The following is a 20,161-nucleotide window of genomic DNA, read 5'->3' on the forward strand; positions in this document are numbered from 1 at the left end:
CTCTTCGCCGACGAGCCGACCGGCGCACTCGACTCGCTCACCGGCGAACAGGTGATGGAACTGTTGGTGGGTACGGCCCGCGAGCAGGGCACGACCGTCATCCTGGTCACCCACGAGCCCCGGGTCGCCGCCTACGCCGACCGGGAGGCCGTCGTCCGGGACGGCAGGGCCAGCACATTCGCGGCCGAACGGATCGCCCCGTGATCCCTTTCGCGTTCCGCCTCGCCGTCAGTGGCGGCCGCCACGCCCTCGCCCGGCTTGTGATGATCATCGCTGCCGTCGCCATCGGCGTGGGGCTGCTGCTGTCCACGCTCGCCAGCCTGGGCGCCGTCGACCGGTCGAATGCCCGGCAACTCTGGTACAATACCGGCGCTTCCAGTCGGACCGAGACGGCCTCGGTGGACCCGCTGTGGTGGCGGGCCCACCGCGACTTCTACGACGGCAGGTCGCTCATCGAGGTGGACGTCGCAGCCACCGGGCCGACCTCACCCGTCCCGCCGGGTCTGCGCAGGCTTCCGGCTCCCGGTGAGTACTACGTCTCGCCGGCGTTTGCCACGCTGCTGCGCGAGACCCCGGCGGCCCAGCTGGGCGACCGCATCCCGGGCCGGATGGTCGGCAGGATCGGTAACGCCGCGCTTGCCTCTCCGGACTCGCTGGTGGCGGTCATCGGCCGCACCCCGGCCGAGGTCAAGGCCGCGCCCGGGGCACGAGCGGTCACCACCATCGCCGGCACGCTGCCGCCCGCCTGCGACGATGCATGTCTCGGCGAGGGCGTGCGCGGTGACGCCATGACCCTCATCCTCTCGGTGGTGGCCGCCGCGCTGATCTTCCCGGTTCTGATCTTCGTCGGGACTGCGACCCGCCTGTCCGCCGCGACGCGGGAGCAGCGTTACGCCGCGATGCGACTTGTCGGCGCCACTCCCGGGCAGATCTCGTTGATCGCAGCGGTCGAGTCCGCACTGGCAGCCGCCGCTGGCACAGCCGCCGGCTTCGGCCTCTACCTCGCGCTGCGCCCGGTACTCGCCACCGTGCCGTTCACCGGCAGCCGCTTCTTCGCCGAGGATCTGACTCTCACCGCGTCCCAGGCGCTGGGGGTCGCCCTGGGTGTCCCGGTGGCAGCGGCGATCGCGGCTCGTATCGCGCTGCGCCGGGTCATCATCTCCCCGCTGGGCGTGACCCGCCGGGTGACCCCACGTCCGCCCCGGGCCTGGCGGCCGGTCCCGTTGCTGGCCGGTCTCGGGGAACTTGCCTTCTTCGTCGATCGCCGCCCGGCGACCACCAACGGTCAGACAGCGGCCTACCTCGGCGGCTTCCTGCTGGTGATGCTGGGCCTGGTGATCGCGGGGCCGTGGCTCACCATGGCCGCCGCCCGGGTAGTCGCACGGCGTACCAGCCGTCCGGCGACTCTGATCGCGGCGCGCCGGCTCGCGGACGACCCGAAGGCTGGTTTCCGTTCGGTCAGCGGACTGGTCCTGGCCCTGTTCGTCACCACGGCGACGGTCAGTGTCATCGGAACCATCAACCACAACCGCGGGGTGCTCAGCGGTGATCCGCAGACCCGGGTCGCGGTAGTGGACGGTGCGCAGCCCGGTGACCCGCCGATGACAGGCGCCGTGCCGGACCGGCTCCTCGCGGACATCCGGGCAGTCCCGGGCTTCCGGGGCCTCGGCATCGTCCACGCCAACCCCCACAGGATCGGAATGGACCCGGCGGATCCCCGGCCATGGGCGCCCGGCCTGGTGGTCTGCACCGACCTGGTGCAAATTCCGGTCATCGGCCGCTGCCCACCCGGGGCGGCCGTCGCGGCCGTCCCGCTCTTCACGTTCCTCGACGTCCAGTCGAACAGCACCCGGCAGTGGCCCTCCGCCGCGATCTCCCGGGAGCAGGCCGCCACACTGCCCGTACAGATGCTCTACGTGACTACCGACGGGTCGACGGCGGCCATGGAGCAGAGCCGGACCCTGCTGACCAGGACCTACCCGAACTACATGGCCCGCACGGTCAACGACTGGGGCTCCCAGCAGCAACGGGAGTTGGCCAGCTGGCGCCAGCTGGCCAACGTGGTGCTGCTGACCACCCTGCCGATCGCGGGCGCCAGCCTCGCCGTCAGCATCGTCGCGGGCCTGTCCGAACGCAGGCGCCCCTTCGCGATCCTGCGGCTCACCGGGGCGCCCCTACGGCTGTTGCAGCGAGTCATCGGCCTGGAAAGCGCGCTGCCGCTGCTGGCAGGAGCCGCCCTCGCGATCGGGACAGGCTTCGCGGCGGCGGCCATGTTCCTGAAATCCCAGATGAAATGCGATCTGATCTTGCCAGGCGAGGCGTACTACACGCTCGTCGTCCTCGGTCTGGCCGCGGCGCTGGGAATCATCACCTCGACCCTGCCACTGCTTAAGTGGATCACGGGCCCGGAGGCCGCGCGTAACAGCTGATGCTTCCCGCCACGCCCCCACCGCGACGGCGCCCAACTGTGGCCTGCCCTGTCTGTCGTCCGGATTCGGTGGATGAGCGACGCCTGGACCGTTCCCGCTTCGGTGGACACCCGGATTAGCTGTCCGATCCGTCGGGAGAGCGAGCGATGGGCGCGACACGCCGCAGATTCACCGAGGAGTACAAGGAGCACGCGGTCGTTGTACTCGGCCGGGTTGTGGACACCGTCCACATCCCCCAGCAGACGCCCGACGACCACCCGGTTCACCTCCGGGAACGCCTCCCAAGACGGCACGCTCGCCGGTGCTTCCTGGCTCTGGGGGGCACGGCAGCCTCTGCGGACACCACATACCTCCTTCGCCCACCTCGGCCCGGGCCTCACACAGTCGCCGCACGACCGTGACCACCGCCAACAGGCCGTCAACCCCTACGACAGGGGTAGCGCCCCGCGTCAGGCCCGCTGCCCCATGCCGGTGCGGACCTCTTCCCACCGGCTCCGCGCGGTGCTTGGCGTGAGCGGGGGTGTGGGCAGGCCCGCGCCCTCGCGCAGGCCGGTGAGGAAGCTGCCGATCGCGGCGCGGGCGTCGTGGCGGGGCGACCAGCCGAGCTCCGTCCGGGCCCGGGTGGTGTCCATGATCGGTAGATGCAGGACGGCGTCGAAGAGCTGCGGGGAGGCGGGCACCAGATGCAGGTGCCAGGCGGTAGCCAGAGCGCCCCGGGCCAGGCCGGCCGGCATCCGGATGATTCTCGCATTGAGGATGTCGGCGAGCAGGGGTACGTCGACCACCGGGTCGGCCGCGATGTTGAAGGCGCCGCGGGCCCCGGTCAGGGCCGCCAACCGGTAGGCGTCCGCGACGTCGGAGGAGTGCACCACCTGGAAGCGTAGCCCCGGCAGATCCGGCAGCACGGGGACCGTCGCGGGGTGCGTGGGCGCCGCTGCCGGCCGTACCACCCGGCCGGGTAGCAACGGCCCGGCGAGCAGGCGCCGTTGCTGGCTGGCGGCCTCCCGCTTGAAGATGAACCCGGGCCGCAGCCGTACCACCCGGATGCCCGGATAGTCACGTTCGAAGGTGTCGAGGACCCGCTCCAGATACGCCTTCTCCCGGGTGTAGGCGGCCTCGGGCCAGCCGTGGGTCGGCCATCCCTCGTCAACGATGCCTTCCCGGGCGGCGGGCGAGTAGGCGCCGACCGACGAGGCATGCACCAGCGCGGGCACGCCGGCTCGGGCAACGGCCTCGAACACGCGGATGGATCCCAGGACGTTGGTCCGCCATGTGGTCAAGGGGTTGTGGGTGGGTTGGAACAACCAGGCCAGGTGGATCACGACGTCGGCGCCCTGGAACAGCGGGGCGAGGTCGTCCGTGACGACATCGGCCTGTGCCCACCGGGTCTTCGGCGCCGTCCATGTCGGGGTGCGGCGGGACACCCCGACCAGGGAGCCGACCTCGGCCGACCGGCCGAGGGCTGCCAGCACGCTCGTGCCGACATTCCCCGTGGCTCCCACCACGACGATCTTCAGGTTGCTCGGGGTCGGCGTCACCTGATCCACCTCATCCACCTCCTGCGGTCGGCCGGGAATCCCCCGTCGGGGGAAGCGKTCTCCCTTCGGAGGAACGGATACCCGCCGACGGGCGTCCAGATGCAGCCCTCAGCTCTCGATGAGTTGCGGTGCGCCGTCCGTCACTCCGAGGCGGCCGCGAGGGAGGCGGCCGCGAGGGAGGCTGCCGCGAGGGAGGCGGCCGGTCTTGCCGCGAGGTCGTCCATCACCGTGGGGGAGACCCATTCGGCGGCCGGCCGGCGCAGGTGGGTGAAGACGGCCGGTCCGCGCTCCGCCTCGGCCCGTTCTCCCGGTCCGTTCCGCGTTGACCGGTCATCTCTGTCACCGACCGCTATCGACACAATTCTTTCTGTCGTATCGTCGTCYGGTCCGCGTTGCGGATATGGATCGGCGGGGTAACCGCACCCGCCCTCCTTGCCGGTTCGTCTTTATTATTTTTACCTTAGTTCCGCGAAACGCTGGCGGGTCGCGTCCCTTCGTGGTCGCCTATCGTTAGTGGTCCACCGCGTCGCCCACCACTCGGCGGCAGGAACATCAATTCCGTTCGTCAGTACTATGTGAAGTGTGTGATAATATGAAGAAGGATCTTGACTTTTCCCTAGTCGACCGGGCTCTGTCGGACCCGGCCGGCGTACCCGGTGACGGTCTGATGCTGCGGTCGGCGATGTCCTCGAAGCCGCCGGCCACCCCACGGCAGMGTCCTGACCACGGCACCGAGGCGAGCTTGAACCGACCTCCGATGGCGCGACCCTACGCTGCGGCGGGTGTCCTGTTCTTCGATGAAGAAGACCGCATACTGCTCGTTGAACCGTCGTACAAGCCGGGCTGGGACATTCCGGGAGGCTTTGTCGAACCGGGGGAATCGCCCTACTCGGCGTGCGTACGGGAGGTCGCCGAGGAGCTCGGTATCGCCCCACCGATCGGTGGTCTGCTCGCGATCGACTGGGCGCCATGTCTTAACGACGGGTGGCTCGACAGYGAGATGCTGGCCTTCGTCTTCGACGGCGGTGTGCTGCCTGCCTCATGGCGGGAGCGCATCCGGCTGGACATGGACGAGATCATCAACTGCGCGTTCGTCCCCGTGGACGAGGTGGGCGGGTTGCTGCCGTCCCCGCACGCGCGACGGGTCCGTGCCGCCGCGGCCCTGCGGGGGGTGCCGCAGCGTAGCGGATATCTGGAGTTCGGTAATCAGATTCCCGAGTCCGTCGGTGGTTCGGTGAGCGTCGCGTCGCTCGGTGAACCGGATGCTCGGGGCGCGGGCGCGGCTCAGGTGCTCGCGGGGCCACCCGCATGTGGTGCGGTGATGATGTCCAGCTTGGCGAACGAGGTGATGGAGGCATGACCGCCGGCGTCTCGGTGAGGATCCGGCGCACCGCCGGTTTGGCGTGACGGTTGCGCACCCACGCCCCCAACCGGGCCCGGGCACAGGGGAACAACGTGCCCAGTACCGTCGCGGTCGCGCTCGTGGTTCCTTCGATGGCGACGAACGTGTCCTCGGCCGGCTCACCATCCTGGCCGATCCCGGCAGGCCAAGCGCCGCGGGGCGCCCGCCGGCCAGGCGGACGCCCCGCGGGCTGTCACTGTTCGGGTGGTCCCGCAGTGTTCGGGTGGTCCCGTGAAGATCAGCGCATGGGCTCGCCGGTGCGTGAGCTCCGCTCCTCGCGGGCTGCCTGCCCGGGAAGCGGGCGGACCGGCCCCCCGGCCGCGGGACGGCCCGCGACGGCGTCCTCGGGCAGCGGGGTGTGCCGGATCTCCTCCAGATCCTCGGCGGACTCGACGGAGATCCGCGRCAGGACCCGGTCGAGCCAGGCCGGCACCCACCAGTTCGCCGTGCCGAAGATGTGCATCAGCGAGGGCACCAGCACGGTCCGGATGATGAAGGCGTCGATGAGGATCGCCGTCGAGAGCCCGAGGCCCATCAGCTTGATCACTCGTTCGTCACCGAGGATGAACGAGGCGAAGACCAGGATCATGATCGCGCCAGCCGCGGAGATGACCCGGCCGGTCTCGGCCTGGCCGAGCGAGACGGCGATCCGGTTGTCCCGGCGCGCGGTCCACTCCTCGTGCATCCGGCTGACCAGGAACACCTCGTAGTCCATGGACAGGCCGAACAGGATCGCGAAGAGGATCACCGGGATGAACGCCTCGACCGGGCCGCCGCTGATGCTGAACAGCGATGCGCCCCAGCCCCACTGGAACACCGCGACGACCACGCCGAAGGCCGCCCCGACCGCGAGCAGGTTCATCAGCGAGGCGGTCAACGGGACCAGCAGGCTGCGGAACACCGCTACCAGCAGCAGGAAGGCGAGGAGAACCACGATCCCGATGAACAGCGGCAGCTTGCCCGACAGCGTGCTGGAGAAGTCCTCGAAGGTGGCCGTGATGCCGCCGACGTAGATGCCGGTGCCGGCCTGGTTCGCCTGCGGGATCACGTGGTCGCGCAGCTGGTTGAGCAGCTTCGAGGTCGCCTCGGCCTGCGGGCTCGTCGTCGGGTACAGGGTGGCGATCGCCGCCTGCCCGTTTGGGCTCGGCCGCGGGGCCGAGACGGAGGCGACGCCTGGTGTCGCGCGGGCCGCCGCCACCACAGCGCGGAGGCTTGCCGTGTCCTGCGGCGAATGGATCTCGGCGACGATGCTGAACGGACCGTTGAACCCCGGTCCGAAGCCCTCGGCCAGCAGGTCGTAGCCGCGCTTGGTGGTCTTGGCGGTGTCGCCGTTGCCGAGGTCGGACGAGCCGAGCCGCAGCGAGAGGAACGGGATCGCGATGACGGCGATGACCACCGCGCTGACCACCGCGAACAACTGGGGCCGCCCCTCCAGCCGCTTCGCCCAGTGCCACCAGAAGCCCGAGGTGCTTTCGTGCACCGGGCCCTCCTCAGCCAGCCTGCGCCGGTCGCGCCGGTTGAGCACCTTCATGCCGTAGAAGCCGAGCAGGGCCGGCAGCAGGGTGACGGCCGCGGTCATCGTCATCGCCACGGCTACCGCCGCCGAGATCGCCACGCCGTAGAGGAAGCTCACGCCGAGCGCGAACATGCCGAGCAGCGCGATGCAGACGGTCATGCCGGCGAAGAGCACGGCGCGCCCGGAGGTGTTGACCGCGGTGACCGTGGCCTCCTCCGGGCTCTTGCCTGCGCGTAGGCCGATGCGGTGCCGGTTGACGATGAACAGGGCGTAGTCGATGCCGACGCCCAGTCCGATCAAGGTCGCGAGGACCGGGCTGAACTCGGCGATCGTGAGGACGTGGGAGAGCAGGATGATCAGGATGCTGCCGACCCCGAGGGCCATGATGGCGGTGATCAGGGGCAGAGTGACGGCCAGCAACGAGCCGAAGGCGACGAAGAGGATGATCGCCGCGGCGATGATGCCGATCAGCTCGCTGTAGCTTTGCTGCTGCTGCTCGATGATCGAGACGACCTGACCGGTCGCCTCCACCTGCAGGTCGTCGCCGCCGTAGCCTCGAGCGGTGTCGACGAACCGCTGGATGTCGTCCTTGGGCAGCTCGATGCCCTGCAGGTCGAAGTCGACGGTCGCGAAGGCCGTGTGCCCGTCCTTGCTGATCTGGGCGGCGCCCCGCGGCCCGTATGGGCTCGTGATCCCGGTGACGTGCGGGACCTTGGCGAGCTCGCCGAGCATCTCGCTGGCCCGATCGGAGATGGCACGGTTGGTGATACGAGTCTTGTCACTGTGCAGCACGATGGTGGCGCTGTCTCCCGACGCCGCCGGGAAGTCGCGTTGCAGGAGGTCGATGGCCTTCTGCGAATCGGTGCCGGGCAGGGAGAAGGCGTCCTTGTAACTACTTCCGGCCACCTGGCTGATGCCGCCGAGCCCGAGCAGCGCGACGATCCACAGGAACAGGACGAGCCGACGGTGCCGGAAGCACCAGCGGGCGAGCGAGGCCACGGTTTCCCCTCGGGCGTTGGTGATCGGTGGTGTCGCTACCTGCGACGTCATGCTGACGATTTGCTGCTGATTGCTACCGAGAAACTTACCGGTCGTTCAGTAGGTAGAGTTGAGGGTAACATCCGTCGCGGACTCGATCGGGGGGGTGTATGGCCGCCATGACCGAGCCGACATCGCCCGATCCGGCATCGCTCGATCCACGGGGCGATACCAGATCGCGGATCCTCGCCGCCGCCATGAGCCTCTTCAGCGAACAGGGGTATGCCGGCACCTCGGTGCGGGACATCTCCGAGCGGCTGGGAGTGACGAAGGCGGYGCTCTATTACCACTTTCCGTCGAAGGAGTCGATCCTCGACGCTCTGCTGGAGCCCTTCGTGTCCGAGTTGGGTCGACTTGTCGATCTCGTTCGGCAGTCCCCGCCGCCGCCCCCCCGGATCATCATCGAGCGATTCGTCGAGGCGCTGGCGGGCCCCGGTGGCGTGCTGCTCGTCTTCGCCGACGACCCTTCGGTGATTCACCGTAAGATCGGCAAGAGCGACATACTGTCCCTGCAGCAGGCCCTCGTGCACGGGCTCGCGGGGCCGGCTCCCACCCATCTCGGGTTGCTGCGCGCGTACTGCGCGGTCGGATCCCTGCGGGGGGGGATCATCGGGATGGCGATCGAACGTGCCCAGGCCGCCGCCAGGCAGTCCACCAGCGCCGACGAGGAGCGCCGCAGCGGCGCGGGCGAGGCGGTCACCTGCTCCGAGCGCATCCGGGTCCTTGTCTCGCAGGTATCGAGGACATTCACCCCGCTGGTCTCCGCCGCGGAGCAGGGGGAGATCGTGGCTGCCGCCCTCGCCGCTCTCGGTGACGATCCCGCCGACTCCGTCTCCGTCTCCGCCGCTGGTTCCGGCGGCTGCGGCGCGGTGGGTGATGAGGGGCATGAAAGTGACAGGTCTCCCTCCGGTGCTGACCTGACCGGGTCACGGGATGCTCCGGTCGCCGACGCGGGTCCGGTCGCCGACGCGGGTCCGGTCGAGACATCCTGCCCGGCGCACGAAGAACGTCCCGCGTTCCGGGAGGCCGCGGCGCCTCACCGGTCTCCCGCGCCGGACCTGGCCTCCGTCCGGCTCCACTGACGACTGTATGCGCCGGACCGTGAGCGATCCGGTGCATCACCCCTTCGTATCCACCCACCTTCGCGGTTCATGTGCCTCATCTCACTCTTCAGACGTTCGTAGATGGTGGTCCGTCTATTTGGTCGTGGCAAATGCCGCTTTCGCTCTTGTTTGTCTGGGGCGGTAGGGTGGTCGCGTGTGGAGGATGGATCAGCGTTTGGATGATGAGCCTTCCGCCTGTCCGGCGCACGCCGCGGACGGGTCGACACAYCTGCCGCCGGAGGTAGGTCTCGGCGGCTTTGYCTCCGTCGCGACCGGTGATCCTGTGGTGACCGGATCGGACTGACGGGAGGGTGTTGGCGTCGGAGCAGGCCGACCATGACCCTGACGCCGTGTACCGGCATCGAGTCGGCAAGGTGTCGTCGGCGCGTCCTTCCTCCGGAGGCAATGCGGTTGTAAATAGTCCGCAATACCCAGTCGTCGATGTGGAGCCAGTTCGAAGTCCCCGGAAGAAGGTCTCCGAGAGCAGATTCCGAATCGATCGGACCGCTGTCATATCGGGCGACGCCGGACGGTCGGGATGAGGGAGTGTGATAGGGAGTCCGGAGTCGCGCTAGGCCCCCGCCGTCCGATGTCGCCCATCTGACCATGGACGATCCGGCGACGGGACGGTGGAATGGTGGCAGTCGTGAGCCCGGTGGCGCGGAGTTACCAACGCGCCGCGGATCCGGAGCCCGGCGTTGATGAGATGAGCAGTGGCTGTTCGGATCGGTGCCGCCCGCCAGGGTGGCCGACGCAACGATCCGGCCGGCGAGTTCGTGCCAGCGGACCACACCGAATCACCTTCGGTCGGACCACCTCGCAACGCGGGGCGACGAGTAGGGAAAGTTGTAGGTGACGTGCAACCAGTGCCCGCGGGGGAGAACGGCGTGAGGGGAATGACCGGAAGCGGTGTGTCGTGAGCACCCGGTCTCGCCCCGCTTTCGGTAACGGAGTGTCTACATCTCTCACCGSGCTGGCCCTACGGGCCGGCTCGGTCGTCTCGACCTGGCCGCCCCGGACCGCCGTCATCACGGGAGCATCCAGCGGTATCGGCCGGGAGGCCGCGCTGCTGCTGGCCGCGGACCGATGCCGGTCGCTGCTGGTCGGTCGCAACGGGGCCGCGCTTGACGAGGTGGCCGCGGCGACCGAGGGGCACCGGATCGCGGTCGACCTGTCTAGTCCCGGCTCGGAACTGATGGTCTCCTCCCGGGCGACCGAGCTTCTCGGCGAGGTCGACCTGCTGGTGTGCTCGGCAGGCCTCGGGGCGGCGGGCCCGTTCGAGGTAATGTCCCCGGCCGCGATCGCGGAGCTGGTCACGGTCAACGTGCTGTCGCCGATGATGCTGGTCCGGGCCATGTTGCCGGCCATGCTCGACCGCGGCCAGGGGCGCATCCTGCTGGTGGGCAGCATCGCCGGCGCGCTGGGAGTGCGCGGTGAGGTCGCCTATTCCGCAACCAAGGCCGCTCTGCTCGGTTTCGCCGACGCGTTGCGGTCCGAGGTTGCCGGTCGCGGTGTGACGGTGACCCTGTGTCTACCTGGTGTCGTCGACACACCATTTTTCCACCGCCGTGGCGCGCCCTACGTCCGTCGCTGGCCCCGGCCCATACCGGCCGGGCTTGTCGCGCAGCGCATGCTGGCGGCCACCGGACGCGGCGACGCTGAGATCTGGGTGCCACGCTGGTTACTCGGCGCGGTGCGGGTCCACGGTGCGATCCCGTCGGTCTACCGCAGGCTGGCGGGTGTCTTCGGATGATCCGCGGCGTGGTCTACCCGGCCGCTTCCGGCTCTCCGACCGGCCCTGGGGGTGAGCGACACCGACGATGAGAGTGCCGCGGCCGACGGGCGGCCACCGGCCGYAGGCCGCCCAGGTGGTGCCGCCGGAGCATCATTCCGCCCACGGACCTGTGAGGACCAACCGAAGGGGGCCGGCCAGGCGGAGCTCATCCCGATACCGGCCCAGGGCCGGCCCATCTCCCGTACCGGCCCGCGCTGATCGTGCCCATGACCACCCGGTGCGATCCRCATCCTGATCGCCTCGGCGAGACCCGGGCAGCCACCCCCACCGCGGAGCCTTCCGAAGAGCCTTCCGAACCCGGGCTCTGCGGGTACGTCCGCGCCGGTCGTGGCATCCGGGGATGCGGGATCCGACCCGACCGCGTCCGTAGTGCAGACCGCCATCGAAGGAGAGGCGTATGACAGCCATCGACGCCCGAACCAGCCCATCACGCACGCCTGCCCAGCCGGCCGCGACGGGCCTGGCAACTCCCGCCGAGCAGCTGCTGCGCGCCGCCCCGGCGGAGAACTTCCCGGTCTCGCCGTTCGTTCTGCCCGCGGCGRTTCGTTTCCACTTCAACGCGTTGTACGCCTTCAGCCGGCTCGTCGACAACCTCGGCGACGAGGCGGCCGGCGACCGGCTCGCCCTGCTCGACCRGTTGTCGGCGGACCTCGAGGTGATCTGGACAGGTGGGCAGCCGGAGCTGCCGGTCCTGCGCCTGCTCGCGCGGACCGTGCGGGACTGTGACCTGCCCGCCGAACCGTTCCAGCGCCTCGTCGAGGCCAACCGGCAGGACCAGCGGGTCACCCGTTACGAGACCTTCGACGACCTGGTCCGCTACTGCACGCTCTCGGCCGATCCGATCGGACGGATGGTGCTGGGCGTCTTCGGGCTGGCGACCCCCGACCGGGTCGTGCTGTCGGACCGGGTGTGCACCGCCTTGCAGCTCGCCGAGCACTGGCAGGACGTGGCCGAGGACCTCGCCGCCGGCCGGATCTACCTGCCGCTGGAGGATCTGGACACCTTCGGGGTGACCGAGGCCGATCTGCGGGCTTCCGTCGCGAGTCCGGCCGTGCGCCATCTGATGGCCTTCGAGGTCGCTCGGGCCCGTACGGTGATCGACCAGGGCGCTCCCCTGGTGTCGATGGTGCCCGGGCGGCTGCGGCTGGCCCTGGCCGGTTTCGTGGGCGGGGGCCGGGCGGCGTTGGACGCGATCAGGCGCGCCGACTACGACGTGCTCGGTGGGCCACCGAAGGCGACGAAGCCACGGGTCGCCGAGTTCGCGCTGGCGGCGCTGGCCCGGTCGCTGGCTCCCGGAGCGTCGGCGGTGGCGCACACGGCGGCCGCCGTCGCCACCGCGACCAGCGCGGCCGGGGCCTGGCCGGGTTCCGGTTCCGGTTCCGGTTCCACAGCCCACGACGGCACCGCCGCGACGAGTACCCAGGCCGGCGTCCCCGCAGCACAGTCCGTTCTTCCGGAGATGGGTGAGGTTCGATGAGTACCGCGGCGCAGTTCCCCGCGGGCCGGCCGACCGTGGCGGAGGCGTATGCCGCCTGCGAGGCCGTGACCAAGGAGGCGGCACGCAACTTCTCCTACGGCATTCGCCTGCTGCCGGCCGAGAAGCGGGGGGCGCTGAGCGCCGTCTACGCGCTCGCCCGCCGCCTCGACGACATCGGCGACGGCGATCTTCCCGAGGAGGCGAAGTTCGCCGGGCTGGCCCAGGTCCGCGCGGAGGTCGAGGAGCTGGGGACGAACAGCTCCGATGATCCGGTCTTCGTCGCCCTCGCCGACGCCGCCCGCCGGTTCCCGATCCCGTTGGAGGCGTTCATCGAACTCGCCGACGGGGTCGAGAGTGACGTGCGCGGCACCACCTACGACACGTTCGACGATCTCGTCGGCTACTGCCGCCTGGTCGCCGGGACGATCGGGCGTCTCTCGCTCGGCATCTTTGGCAGCGAGCGGGCCACCTCCCACCGCGACGCCTCGGGGGTCGCGGACGCCCTCGGGGTCGCACTCCAGCAGACGAACATCCTCCGGGACGTGCGCGAGGACCTGCTCGGCGGCCGGATCTACCTGCCGCGCCAGGAGCTGAAGGCCGCCGGCGTCGAACTCGAGGTGGACGCGACCGGTCGCCTCGGCGGCCCCCCCGACGCGCTCATCGCGTACCTGCGGACGTCGGCGCAGCGAGCGGAGGAGTGGTATGGGCGTGGGCTCGTCCTGCTCGACCTGCTCGACCGGCGCAGCGCGGCCTGTTGTGGGGCGATGGCCGGCATCTACCTGCGGCTCAACCGGCGGATCAAGACCGATCCGTCCGCGGTGCTCGATCGTCGGCTGGCGCTGCCCGGCTGGGAGAAGGCGGTCGTCGCCGCCCGCAGCCTCGCGGGGCGGCCCGAGATGAGGGCGGCATGACCACGGGTGCCGGTGCGGACGTCGCGCCGGCATGGGGGACGCGGCCCGCCGGGCGGACGGACGAACGCCCGCATCTCGCCGTCGTCGGCGGCGGGCTCGCGGGCATGGCCGCGGCGCTGCTGGCCGTGGACAGCGGGGCCCGCGTGACCCTGCTGGAGGCACGTCCCCGCCTCGGCGGGGCGACGACGTCGTTCCGGCGCGGGCAGCTGTGGATCGACACCGGCCAGCACGTGTTCATGCGGTGCTGCACGGCCTACCGTGGGCTGCTGCAGCGACTCGGCGTCGAACACCTGACCACCCTGCAGTCCCGGCTGGACGTGCCGGTGCTGCTCGGCGACTCGTTGACCCGGACCCGGCTGCGCCGGACGAGGGTCCCGCTGCCGGCGCCACTGCACCTGGCCCCGGCGTTGCTGGGGTACCAGGCGCTGCCGATCGCCGAACGGCTGCGGGCCGGGCTCGCGGCGTTTCAGCTCGGGCGGCTCGACCAGCGCTCCCCGGCGGTGGACGAGCAGTCGTTCGGCACCTGGTTGTCCACCCACGGCCAGGGCCCCGCGGCGACGAAGGCGTTGTGGGAACTGCTGACGGTCGCGACGCTGAACGTGCCCGCCGCCGACGCCTCCCTCGGCCTCGCAGCCAAGGTCGTGCGGACCGGTCTGCTGGAGGGCGCCGCCGCCGGGGACCTCGGCTGGGCCGAGGTCCCCCTGTCCCGACTGCACGGCGACGCGGCGATGGAGACGCTCACCGCGGCCGGCGCCGACGTGCGCACCGGGGTGAAGGTCCGGTCCATCACCGCCGCGGGCAGCGGATGGGAACTGGCCGTCACCGCGGGCGGGACCGGTCGCGGCGCGGCGGTGCCCGGCACCGACGACCGCGGCGTGCTGCGGGCGGACGCGGTCGTGCTCGCGGTGCCGCCGCCCGCCGCCGCGTCCCTTCTGCCAGCCGGCGCCGAACCCGAGGCGGCCCGGCTGCGTGAGCTCGGCGACTCGCCGATCATCAACGTGCACATGATCTATCCTCGACCGGTGATCGACGGCCCGTTCCTGGCCGTGGTCGACTCGCCCATTCAATGGATCTTCGATCGCACGGTCTCCTCCGGGCTCGCCGCTGCCGGCCCGCCCGGTGCCCAGTACCTGGCGCTGTCGCAGTCCGCGGCGGAGCCATGGGTCGATCGTCCGGCGAACGAGCTGCGGACCCTGTTCGTCGAGGAGATGGCCCGGCTGTTCCCGGCCGCGCGGGCGGCCGGGCCACTGGAGGTTTTCGTCACTCGGGAACGTACGGCGACCTTCCGGCAGGTGCCCGGTTCGCTCGCGTTGCGTCCGGGCGCGTCGACCGGCCTGACCGGCTTCGCCCTGGCCGGGACCTGGACCGACACCGGATGGCCGGCGACCATGGAGTCGGCCGTGCGTAGCGGACTCACTGCTGTCCGTGAGAACCTGGCCGGTATGGGGGTCGACGTCAACGAGCCACGCGGGCCGGGCCCGCAGGCCCGAAGGACGGACGGACGGCTCCCCGAGCAGGTGGGTGAGTCGGTACCGGTAGGCACTGAATCGGTGAGCGCACCGGGCGGCGGCGCCACGGCCGCGCAGGTGCGGGATCCACAGGATCCACGAGGGGACAACGCGGTTCCCGCCGGATCGGCGGCGGTCGTCCGGCCGCTTCCGTCCGGCCAGCCAAGGCACACATCCACAGGGGGATTCCCGGTATGACCATGACGGTTCCGGATGCGATCGAGCGTGGGCGGACCCTCACCGTGCCTGCCTTGCGCGCCACGGTGGATCGGCTCCACCCACGACTTCGTCACGTCGTCGCCTACCACCGCGGCTGGGTCGACGCCGAGGGCGCGCCACTGTCCGGCGGCGGGGGCAAGCTGGTACGCCCGGCGCTGGCGCTGCTGTCGGCGCAGGCCGCCGGCGCCCCGGCGGAGACCGGGCTGCCGGCAGCGGTCGCCGTCGAGCTGGTGCACGACTTCTCGCTGCTGCACGACGATCTTATGGACGGCGACACCGAGCGCCGCCACCGGCCCACGGCCTGGACGATCTTCGGTGCCGACGGCGCGATCCTCGCCGGGGACGCGCTGCTCGGCCTCGCGACCCAGGTCCTGCTGGAGGTCGAGGGGGAGCCCGGCCGTCGTGCGGCGCTGATCCTGGGCGCGGGCGTCCAGGACCTCGTCCGTGGCCAGGCCGAGGACCTGATGTTCGAGAAACGGTCGGACGTCAGCGTCGCCGAGACGCTGCACATGGAGGACGGCAAGACCGGCGCGCTGCTGGCCTGCTCGGCCTCCCTCGGCGCCGTGCTCGCCGGGGCCGGTGACGACATGGTCAACGCCCTCGCCGAGTACGGCTCCCGGCTCGGCACCGCGTTCCAGCTCATCGACGACCTGCTTGGTATCTGGGGTGATCCCTCGGTGACCGGCAAGCCGGTGTTGTCGGACCTGCGTTCCCGCAAGAAGTCGGTGCCGGTCGTGGTGGCCCTGGAGGCCGGCGGAGCCGCGGCCGAGGAGCTGCGGGCGTTCCTCACCGGCACCGGGGAGTCCACCGAGGCGGAGCTGACGCACATCGCGGACCTGATCGAGCGGGCCGGCGGGCGGGACTGGACCACCGCCGAGGCCGGCGGCCAGCTGAAGGCCTGCGAGAACGTGCTCCGCTCGCTGTCGATGCCCGCCGAGATCGAGGCGGAACTGCTGGCCCTCGCGCGCTTCGTGACCGAACGAGACCGCTGAGGAGACGACGGGTGAGTGCAGTCGCCGTTCCCGCCCGGCCCGGCGATCAGCACGTTGATCGTCTTCATGACCATCGCATGTACGACGAGGGGAGTCGTCGATGAGCCTGACCTCGGACCCGTCCCCGGCTGCTCCAAAGGCCGCGAAGAGCTCGAAGCGCGTTAACATTCCCGCGCCCGCCACGCCCGACGCTTACGGGATCTCCCGGTCCTCGCCACCGCTGTCCGGCGGTGGTGTGTCCGGCGGTGGTGTGTCCGGCGGTGGTGTGTCCGGCGGTGGCGCGGCGACCGCCGACGGCACCCCGCCCACGACGCAGACCTCGGTCGATCCGGACCTGGYCGCGGCGATGACCGCGGYCAACCAGGCTCGGGACCACCTCCTCGGGCTGCAGTCCGAGGAGGGCTGGTGGAAGGGCGACCTCGAGACGAACGTCACGATCGACGCCGAACACCTGTTCATGAAGCAGTTCCTCGGCATCCGCACCGAGGAGGAGACCGAGCCGATCGCCCGGTGGGTGCGGTCCCARCAACTCGCGGACGGCGGCTGGKCCACGTACTACGGCGGACCGGCCGAGCTGTCCACCACGGTCGAGGCGTACATCGCCCTGCGTCTGGCCGGTGACGAGCCCGACGCCCCGCACATGGCGGCGGCGGCCGCGCTCATCCGCTCCCAGGGCGGGGTGGCGGCCGCCCGGGTGTTCACCCGCATCTGGCTGGCGACCTTCGGCGAGTGGTCCTGGGACGACGTGCCCGTCCTGCCGCCGGAACTGATCTTCCTGCCGTCCTGGTTCCCGCTGAACGTCTACGACTTCGGCTGTTGGGCCCGCCAGACGATCGTCGCGTTGACGATCGTCGGGTCGCTCCGGCCCGTGCGCGACCTCGGCTTCAGCATCGACGAGATCAAGGTCGCGGCACCCGTGACGCCGCCGAAGCCGGCCCCGCTGCACAGCTGGGAAGGCGCCTTCGAGCGGTTGGACGCGATCCTGCACCGCTATGAGCGCCGGCCGATCAAGGTGCTGCGCACCCTGGCGCTGCGCCGGGCCACCGAGTGGGTCGTCGCCCGCCAGGAGGCCGACGGGTGCTGGGGGGGCATCCAGCCGCCGTGGATCTACTCCGTCATGGCGCTGCATCTCATGGGATACCCCCTCAACCACCCGGTGATCGCCACGGCGTTCCGGGGAATGGAACGCTACATCATCCGGCGCGAGACCCCGGAGGGGCCGACCGCCCAGATCGAGGCATGCCAGTCGCCGGTCTGGGACACCGCGCTCGCGGTGGTCGCGCTCTCGGACGCCGGCGTCCCCGCCGACCATCCCGCGATGGTGCGGGCCGGCCGCTGGCTGGTCGACGAAGAGGTCAGGGTGGCCGGGGACTGGGCGGTCCGCCGTCCGGCGCTCGCCCCTGGCGGCTGGGCGTTCGAGTTCGACAACGACTTCTACCCGGATACCGACGACACCGCCGAGGTCGTGTTGGCGCTGCGTCGCCTGCTCGGTGGCAGCCATGTCACCCCGGGTGGCACCGTCACCCCGAGTGGCAGCGTCACCCCGGGCGGCACCGCCGAGCTCTCGCCGGCCGCGCGTGACCGCGCCTCCCGCGGCCTCGCGGCGGTCGACCCGCAGCTGGCCGGGGCGATGCGCGCGGCCGCGGCCCGTGGGGTCGACTGGAGCGTCGGCATGCGGTCGTCGGACGGGGCCTGGGGTGCCTTCGACGCCGACAACGTGCGGACGCTGACAGCGAAGATCCCGTTCTGCGACTTCGGCGAGGTTGTCGACCCGCCGTCGGCGGACGTCACCGCCCACATCGTGGAGATGCTGGCCGACCTCGGCCGTTCCGACCACCCGATCACCCGGCGGGCGGTGCAGTGGCTGCTGGACAACCAGGAACCGGGCGGCTCCTGGTTCGGCCGGTGGGGGATCAACCACGTCTACGGCACCGGCGCCGTGGTTCCGGCGCTGATCGCCGCCGGCGTTCCCGCCGACCACCCGGCGATCACAGCCGCGGTGCGCTGGCTGCTGGAGCACCAGTCGCCCGACGGTGGATGGGGTGAGGACCCACGCTCCTACGACGATCCGGCCTGGATCGGTCGGGGTGAGCTCACCGCCTCGCAGACCGCCTGGGCCCTGCTCGCGCTGCTGGCTGTCGACCCGCACAGCAAGGCCGTCAAACGGGGAGTGCGCTGGCTGTGCGAGACCCAGCGGCCGGATGGGACCTGGGACGAGCCCCAGTTCACCGGAACCGGTTTCCCCGGTGACTTCTACCTCAACTACCACCTGTACCGGCTGGTCTTCCCGCTGACCGCGCTTGGTCGGTACGTGACCCTCACCGGGGTGGCCACGCCATGAACATCTTCGCATCCGCGGCCGGCGGCGACGGGAACGCCGGGGGCGCAGGGGACGTCGGGGACGGCGCGTCCGCCGGGGACGGCGCGTCCGCCGCCACGACGAGCGCGGCTCAGAGGGCCGTCGCCGCGGCCGCGGGTGCCGGGATCAGGACCGTTCCGGCCTCCCCCACCGAGATCCCGGCGCAGGAGTCGTCGTCGCCGTCCCTGCCGTCGGCCGCGCTCCCGGCGTCGGTCCACCGGCCGGCCGCGGCGGTCGTCCCGGAGCAGGAGCCAACCCCCGTGCGCGGTCGGGCGCGGCTGGTCGTCGCGGCGGCCCTGCGGGTCGAGGCAATGGCCGCCGGTCGGTCGGGCCTCAGCGCGGACACCGTCATCGTGCGCACCGGCATGGGTCCGGAACGGGCGCGCAAGGCCGCCCGGCTGGTGCGCGACACAGGCCCGGACGCCGTCGCCCTCGTCGGTCTCTCCGGGGGACTGGCGGCCGGGATCGAGCCCGGTGACGTCGTCGTGGCCAGCGAGATCCGCAACGCCGACGGCACCGTCGCCGGCCGTTGCGCGGCCGCGCCCCTGCTGGCCGGCGACCTGCGCCGGCTCGGGCTCACCGTGCACGTCGGCCCGATCGTCACCGTGCCGCGGCTCGTCGGCGGCACGGCCCGCGCGGAACTCGCCGCGACCGGGGCCCTTGCCGTCGACATGGAGTCCGCGGAGCTGGCGGCGGGAGTCGGCGACGTGCCGTTCGCCGCCGTCCGCGTCATCGTCGACACGGCGGCGCAGCCGCTGGGACGTATCGACCTGGCCCGCCGCGGAATCCGTGGTCTGCGCACGATGCGTCCGCTCGGGCGCCCCATCGAGGCGTGGGCCGCCGCGGTCGGCCGTCGCCAGGTTCTGCTCGCCGAGCCGCGGGCGTTCTGCGCCGGCGTCGAACGGGCGATCGAGGTCGTCGAGCGCGCCCTGGAGATCTACGGCGCGCCGGTCTACGTCCGTAAGCAGATCGTGCACAACGCCCACGTGGTAGCCGACCTGGCCAGCCGTGGAGCGATCTTCGTCGAGGAGCTCGACGAGGTGCCCGGCGGCTCGACGGTCGTCTTCTCCGCGCACGGAGTGGCCCCGGCCGTCTGGGACCAGGCGGGCGAGCGCGGCCTGTCCGTTATCGACGCCACCTGTCCGCTGGTGGAGAAGGTGCACACCGAGGCCCGCCGGTTCACCGCCCGCGGGGACACCGTGCTGCTCATCGGCCATTCCGGCCACGAGGAGGTGGACGGAACCCTCGGCGAGGCGCCCGGCCGCATCACGCTGGTCGAGTCCTCGGCCGACGTCGGCTCCCTCGACGTTCCCGATCCCGAGCGCGTTACCTACCTCATGCAGACCACGCTGGCCCTGGACGAGGCCGCGGAGGTCGTCGACGCGTTGACGGAGCGGTTCCCGGCGATCGTCGGGCCGGGCTCCACCGATATCTGCTACGCGACCTCGAACCGGCAGAACGCGGTCCGCAAGGTTGCCGAGGAGGCCCAGCTCGTCCTCGTCGTCGGCTCGGCCAACAGCGCGAACTCCGTGCGGCTCGTCGAGGTGAGCAGGCGCGACGGCGTCGAGGCGCATCTGGTCGGGGACGTCGGGGACGTGCATCTGTCCTGGCTTGCCGGCGTGGACACGATCGGCATCTCGGCCGGCGCCTCGGCCCCGCCGTCCCTCGTCAACGAGCTCCTGACCGCGTTGTCGGGTCTCGGCGCGACGGACGTCTCGGTGCGTTCCGTCGGCACCGAGACGCTCGCCTTCCACCTGCCCAAGGAACTGCGCCGACCGGCCCCGGCGCCCGTTCCAGGGCCATAGTGCGCCCGGCTCCCGGGCGGTCCCGAGGTGCGGCCCGGCGAGGGCGAAGCCGGTGGCGTCGCCCGGGCG

General features: G+C 71.2%; 13 protein-coding genes and 1 pseudogene. 11 read left to right on the forward strand and 3 right to left on the reverse strand.

Going from position 1 to position 20,161, the window contains the following annotated elements:
• Both KBI5_RS00965 and KBI5_RS00970 read left to right on the forward strand, forming a co-directional pair.
• Window positions 1–204, forward strand: a pseudogene (locus KBI5_RS00965) (ABC transporter ATP-binding protein); the annotation flags it as partial.
• Window positions 201–2,429, forward strand: coding sequence for an FtsX-like permease family protein (locus KBI5_RS00970; protein WP_043591923.1), 2,229 nt, complete (start codon window positions 201–203; stop codon window positions 2,427–2,429). The pseudogene KBI5_RS00965 and the gene KBI5_RS00970, both read left to right, overlap by 4 nt.
• Before the next feature lie 449 nt (window positions 2,430–2,878).
• On the opposite strand, the gene KBI5_RS00975 is transcribed toward KBI5_RS00970, so the two are convergent.
• Both KBI5_RS00975 and KBI5_RS00980 read right to left on the reverse strand, forming a co-directional pair.
• A complete protein-coding gene (locus KBI5_RS00975; protein WP_235463265.1) occupies window positions 2,879–3,967 on the reverse strand; it encodes an NAD-dependent epimerase/dehydratase family protein in 1,089 nt (362 codons plus the stop codon).
• Window positions 3,968–4,107: 140 nt separating this feature from the next.
• Entirely contained in the window at window positions 4,108–4,326 is a 219-nt protein-coding gene (locus KBI5_RS00980) for a hypothetical protein (protein WP_035908157.1), read from the reverse strand.
• Window positions 4,327–4,724: 398 nt separating this feature from the next.
• Here KBI5_RS00980 and KBI5_RS00985 point away from each other — a divergent pair, with 398 nt between their 5' ends.
• The gene (locus tag KBI5_RS00985) at window positions 4,725–5,327 is read left to right on the forward strand and encodes an NUDIX hydrolase (protein ID WP_241882587.1); all 603 of its coding nucleotides are present in this window, start codon (window positions 4,725–4,727) and stop codon (window positions 5,325–5,327) included.
• A 280-nt stretch (window positions 5,328–5,607) separates the two neighbouring features.
• Here KBI5_RS00985 and KBI5_RS00990 read toward each other — a convergent pair whose 3' ends face one another.
• Window positions 5,608–7,884, reverse strand: a complete 2,277-nt coding sequence (locus KBI5_RS00990) for an MMPL family transporter (RefSeq protein WP_085014060.1) — start codon at window positions 7,882–7,884, stop codon at window positions 5,608–5,610.
• A gap of 158 nt (window positions 7,885–8,042) precedes the next feature.
• Between KBI5_RS00990 and KBI5_RS00995 the strand changes: the two genes are divergently transcribed.
• The 8 genes from KBI5_RS00995 (at window position 8,043) to ispH (ending at window position 20,092) form a co-directional block, all read left to right on the forward strand.
• Window positions 8,043–9,005 carry a TetR/AcrR family transcriptional regulator gene (locus tag KBI5_RS00995; RefSeq protein ID WP_085014067.1) on the forward strand — a complete coding sequence of 321 codons (963 nt, stop codon included), beginning with the start codon at window positions 8,043–8,045 and terminating at the stop codon, window positions 9,003–9,005.
• 994 nt (window positions 9,006–9,999) lie between these two features.
• The gene (locus KBI5_RS01000; RefSeq protein WP_085014068.1) at window positions 10,000–10,779 is read left to right on the forward strand and encodes an SDR family NAD(P)-dependent oxidoreductase; all 780 of its coding nucleotides are present in this window, start codon (window positions 10,000–10,002) and stop codon (window positions 10,777–10,779) included.
• A gap of 439 nt (window positions 10,780–11,218) precedes the next feature.
• Window positions 11,219–12,298 carry a squalene synthase HpnC gene (gene hpnC, locus KBI5_RS01005; protein ID WP_085014061.1) on the forward strand — a complete coding sequence of 360 codons (1,080 nt, stop codon included), beginning with the start codon at window positions 11,219–11,221 and terminating at the stop codon, window positions 12,296–12,298.
• Window positions 12,295–13,209, forward strand: a complete 915-nt coding sequence (gene hpnD, locus KBI5_RS01010) for a presqualene diphosphate synthase HpnD (RefSeq protein WP_011435273.1) — start codon at window positions 12,295–12,297, stop codon at window positions 13,207–13,209. The genes hpnC and hpnD overlap by 4 nt, the downstream gene beginning before the upstream one ends.
• Complete coding sequence (hpnE, locus tag KBI5_RS01015) at window positions 13,206–14,915, forward strand: hydroxysqualene dehydroxylase HpnE (protein WP_011435274.1); 1,710 nt, start codon at window positions 13,206–13,208, stop codon at window positions 14,913–14,915. The genes hpnD and hpnE overlap by 4 nt, the downstream gene beginning before the upstream one ends.
• Window positions 14,912–15,928, forward strand: coding sequence for a polyprenyl synthetase family protein (locus tag KBI5_RS01020; protein ID WP_085014062.1), 1,017 nt, complete (start codon window positions 14,912–14,914; stop codon window positions 15,926–15,928). Before hpnE ends, KBI5_RS01020 begins: the two co-directional genes overlap by 4 nt.
• A 100-nt stretch (window positions 15,929–16,028) precedes the next feature.
• The gene (locus KBI5_RS01025; protein WP_085014063.1) at window positions 16,029–18,269 is read left to right on the forward strand and encodes a terpene cyclase/mutase family protein; all 2,241 of its coding nucleotides are present in this window, start codon (window positions 16,029–16,031) and stop codon (window positions 18,267–18,269) included.
• The gene (gene ispH, locus KBI5_RS01030) at window positions 18,266–20,092 is read left to right on the forward strand and encodes a 4-hydroxy-3-methylbut-2-enyl diphosphate reductase (protein ID WP_023841192.1); all 1,827 of its coding nucleotides are present in this window, start codon (window positions 18,266–18,268) and stop codon (window positions 20,090–20,092) included. The genes KBI5_RS01025 and ispH overlap by 4 nt, the downstream gene beginning before the upstream one ends.
• The last annotated feature ends 69 nt before the right edge of the window (window positions 20,093–20,161 follow it).

The organism is Frankia sp. KB5 (assembly GCF_002099325.1).
GTDB lineage: Bacteria > Actinomycetota > Actinomycetes > Frankiales > Frankiaceae > Frankia > Frankia casuarinae.

What these genes read in the sequence shown, in the direction of transcription:
- hpnD (WP_011435273.1), top strand. Translation starts at nt 12,295, where the DNA reads ATGAGTACCGCGGCGCAGTTCCCCGCGGGCCGGCCGACCGTGGCGGAG.
- hpnE (WP_011435274.1), top strand. Translation starts at nt 13,206, where the DNA reads ATGACCACGGGTGCCGGTGCGGACGTCGCGCCGGCATGGGGGACGCGG.
- KBI5_RS01020 (WP_085014062.1), top strand. Translation starts at nt 14,912, where the DNA reads ATGACCATGACGGTTCCGGATGCGATCGAGCGTGGGCGGACCCTCACC.
- ispH (WP_023841192.1), top strand. Translation starts at nt 18,266, where the DNA reads ATGAACATCTTCGCATCCGCGGCCGGCGGCGACGGGAACGCCGGGGGC.